Annotated in this window: 5 protein-coding genes; all 5 read left to right on the top strand. The window is 41.5% G+C overall.

Going from position 1 to position 3,965, the window contains the following annotated elements; translation table 11 throughout:
* The first annotated feature begins 277 nt into the window (after positions 1 to 277).
* The 5 genes from ACO6HM_RS12280 (at position 278) to ACO6HM_RS12260 (ending at position 3,860) form a co-directional block, all read left to right on the top strand.
* A complete protein-coding gene (locus ACO6HM_RS12280) occupies positions 278 to 1,447 on the top strand; it encodes an iron-containing alcohol dehydrogenase (RefSeq protein ID WP_485391307.1) in 1,170 nt (389 codons plus the stop codon).
* A gap of 237 nt (positions 1,448 to 1,684) precedes the next feature.
* A complete protein-coding gene (locus ACO6HM_RS12275; protein ID WP_485391306.1) occupies positions 1,685 to 2,170 on the top strand; it encodes an NfeD family protein in 486 nt (161 codons plus the stop codon).
* Positions 2,171 to 2,299: 129 nt separating this feature from the next.
* Positions 2,300 to 3,226, top strand: coding sequence for an SPFH domain-containing protein (locus tag ACO6HM_RS12270; RefSeq protein WP_485373283.1), 927 nt, complete (start codon positions 2,300 to 2,302; stop codon positions 3,224 to 3,226).
* Positions 3,226 to 3,579 carry a DUF6198 family protein gene (locus tag ACO6HM_RS12265; RefSeq protein WP_485391305.1) on the top strand — a complete coding sequence of 118 codons (354 nt, stop codon included), beginning with the start codon at positions 3,226 to 3,228 and terminating at the stop codon, positions 3,577 to 3,579. The genes ACO6HM_RS12270 and ACO6HM_RS12265 overlap by 1 nt, the downstream gene beginning before the upstream one ends.
* Entirely contained in the window at positions 3,573 to 3,860 is a 288-nt protein-coding gene (locus ACO6HM_RS12260) for a DUF6198 family protein (protein WP_485391304.1), read from the top strand. The genes ACO6HM_RS12265 and ACO6HM_RS12260 overlap by 7 nt, the downstream gene beginning before the upstream one ends.
* Positions 3,861 to 3,965 lie beyond the last annotated feature (105 nt).

The following is a 3,965-nucleotide window of genomic DNA, read 5'->3' as shown; positions in this document are numbered from 1 at the left end:
CACGGTGGTGTGGGAGGTCGGTAGATAAAATAATTATCTACCTCCTACCCGATTAAATCTATAAAATATGTTATAATTGTTTTGTGACAAAAAAAATAAGATTTTATGACAAAAATTTTGAGCGGCTACAATATAGTATAATGAAATAAGCAGATATAATTATCAATGGGTGTAAAACACCTATACACCCATCAGTAAATAAAAATTCTATCAACGGCTTGATTACAGGAGAAAGCGTTATCTCCTCACAAATAAGCCACAGTTAAAGGAGGAAACTATGGAAAACTTCGTACACTCAATACCTACAGAACTTTATTTTGGTAAAGGACAGATATCTAGGCTTGGGGATGCTCTTAACAGGTTTGGCAAAAGGGTACTTTTCGCTTATGGTGGTGGCTCTATCAAGAAAATAGGACTCTATGATGAGGTTATGAAGATACTTTCTGAGGGTGGATTTACCGTAGTTGAATGTGACGGCATAGAACCTAATCCAAGAATTGAATCAGTTATAAAGGGAGTTAAACTCTGCAAGGAAAACAATATAGATGTTGTACTTTCTGTAGGTGGTGGAAGTACGCTAGACTGCTCTAAAGCCATAGCCTGTGGAGTGTACTTTGAAGGTGACGACCTTTGGAAGATGGTTAAGTCTGAGTGGAAGCTAAAAAAAGCCCTTCCTCTGGTAGACATTCTCACCCTTAGCGCAACAGGCTCAGAATTTGACGGAGCAGGTGTTATTAGCAATATGGCAACAGATGAAAAGATAGGTGCAATGTTCACCTATCCCGCAGTATCTATCTGTGACCCTACCTATACATTTAGCGTATCAAAGTACCAGACAGCAGCGGGTTCAGCAGATATCATGAGCCACATCATGGAGGGGTATTTCTCAAGAACAGACGACTGCGATATATCAGATGGAATTGCTGAGACTGTGCTAAAGACTGTCATTAAGAATCTTCCTATAGCCCTTAAGGAGCCTGATAACTACGCTGCAAGGGGCAATCTTATGATGGCCTCGTCAGTAGCCTGCTCCAGCATACCTGAGTACGGAAAGCTAGGCACAGGCTGGCCTTGCCATGGCTTAGAACACGAACTTTCTGCCTTTTATGATATTACCCATGGTGTAGGCCTTGCCATCCTTACACCTAGATGGATGAGGCATATACTTAAAAAAGATCCATCAACCACAGACAGGTTTGTACGCTTTGCAAAGAATGTCTGGGGGCTCTCAGGAGGAAGTGAAGAGGAGCTTGCTCTTAAGGGAATATATGCACTTGAATCCTTCTTTAAGGAGTCAGGCATTGCATCAAACCTTACTGAGCTTAATATTACGGAGGAATACTTTGGCAAAATGGCAGACCACCTTGAGGCAGAGGCAGACCTTATGAATGCCTATGTACCTTTAACTAAAGAGGATATAATTGAGATATATAAGGCTTGCCTGTAAATAAAGTTAAGGCGACAGTCATTATTTCCTGTGGCTTAGATAGTTTTATAAGATTTACATTCTGGGAAGTGTGTGCTTTGCACACACTTCTTCGTCACTATATTTATTTTTCCTTAAGAAATTATTTTGAAAAAAGTAAACACTAATTTTTAAAATAAGCTATAATAGTATTATAAAAGAGGTTCTCTATGGATTTATAGCCGTTAAACCACCATAATATTAACAAGGAGGCAGATTATGGATTTTCAATTTTGGCTTATGGCATTTATAATACTGGTTGTGATGGAATTCCTTACTATGGGACTCACAACTATATGGTTTGCAATCGGTGCTCTAGTATCATTTTTTGCGAGTCTCTTTGGGGCAGCAGTTTGGCTCCAGATTGTGCTATTCTTAGTTGTTTCCCTTGTTGTCCTTGTTGTATACAGACCTCTTGCTGTTAAATACGTCAATTCAAGAAGGACAAAGACCAATGTTGATGACCTTATAGGCAGAGAAGCCAAGGTTATTGAGAAGATTGACAATCTAAACGAGACAGGAAGAGTCTTGCTAAACGGTATCGACTGGTCTGCCAGATCAACCCTAATGGGAGGTGTTATCGATGAGGACACCATAGTGAAGGTAATGGAGGTACAGGGCGTAAAACTAATAGTTGAACCGCTTATTACAGAGGAAACAAAGAGGTTGGCTCCTGTGGATGGCTTACAGGAAAACTTTGATTGATGCTGTATGTATTAGGGATTATCCCTTTACAGATAATAAAAAGAAAAGAGGTATATTATGGGAGGATTATTGTACTTAGCTAAACCAATGGCAGCTACCGGAGGACTTATAAGCGGATCATTTTTGGCAATGGCGTTCCTTGCTATTGTAATCATCTTGATCTTTGCTTCCTGCATCAAGATAGTGCCACAGGCAACAGCCTTAGTCATTGAAAGACTTGGCGGATATCAGGATACCTGGCACGTTGGTATTCATGTGAAGTTACCCTTCATAGACAGAGTAGCAAAGAGGGTAACACTTAAGGAACAGGTTGCGGACTTCCCTCCACAGCCGGTTATCACAAAGGATAATGTTTCAATCAGAATAGATACAGTTATCTTCTATCAGATAACAGATCCAAAGCTTTATGCATACGGTGTTGAGAATCCTATCTCAGCTCTTGAGAACCTTACAGCTACTACACTTCGTAATATCATCGGTGATCTTGAACTGGATGAGACACTTACATCCCGTGAGACTATTAATACACAGATGCGTTCTACACTTGATGTAGCTACAGATCCTTGGGGAATCAAGGTAAACAGAGTAGAGCTTAAGAACATAATGTGTCCTCCTGATATTCAGGGTGCAATGGAGAAGCAGGCTAAGGCAGAGCGTGAGAGACGTGCTGCGGTTACCAGTGCAGAAGGTGAGAAGAAGGCAGCCATCCTTGTTGCAGAGGGTAAGAAAGAGTCTACAATTCTTGAGGCAGAGGCTGAAAAGGCGGCTCAGATTCTTCGTGCTGAAGCTAAAAAGGAAGCTACTATCCGTGAGGCTGAAGGTCAGGCACAGGCTATACTTGCGGTGCAGAAGGCTAATGCTGACGGTATTAAGCTTCTCAATGAATCAGCTCCTTCAGGAGAGGTAATCAAGCTCAAAGGACTTGAGGCTTTCGGCAGGGCAGCAGACGGTAAGGCAACCAAGATTATCATTCCTTCCGAGATACAGGGCCTTGCAGGGCTTGTAAGCGGCATTACAGAGGTTGCAGCTGAGGCTAAGAAGCAGGTGGAGGCATAATGAATATAAAACTGCCTGAAAAATTTCTGCCAAGGCTTATAATGACCGTATTCGGGGTTATAATATGTGCGATAGCTGTTGGATTTTTTAAGAATTCCTTATTCGGTATAGATCCCTTCCAGAGCTTTGCACAGGGGTCTCACGAGAGGCTTTTTTCAGGGGTTAGTTATGGTATTTATTATATGGCCATTAGCTTTATAATGCTTGTTGTAGTTCTTCTTTTAGACAAGCACTATATTGGAATTGCAACCATATTGAACTTATTCTTCTCAGGTCACATAGTGGATTTTGCCAATAAATACATAGCGGCGGCATCCCAGATCCAAGCCTTGCAGTTAGGGTGGTTATGCTGATTGTAGGTGTGGTTGTGCTTTGCTTTGCATCGTCACTTTATATGACCTCAGACCTTGGGGTTTCAGTCTATGATGCCATACCTATCATCATATCAAAGAGAACCGGAAAGCCCTTTAAGTACTGCCGTATAGGATGTGATTTAATCTGCGTTATCATAGGAGCCTTGTGTGGCTTGCTTCCGGGGCTTGGAACTTTGATTACTGCCTTCTTTATGGGGCCGCTTATAGACTTCTTTAACAGAAAATTCTCCAGGCCATTGCTTAATAGATTTAAGGCTTAGAATATAGCCATACAGGTGCTTGAAATATAGCCCTGTATGGCTTTTTTGCGGTGTGCCTTGCGGCGCACGTTTCTAAAGGGTGAAAGTCCCTAATCCGCCCTAGTA

Source organism: Catonella sp., from assembly GCF_057250765.1.
Note: the sequence above shows the minus strand (reverse complement) of the source record. Positions and strands in the feature narration are given on the sequence as shown.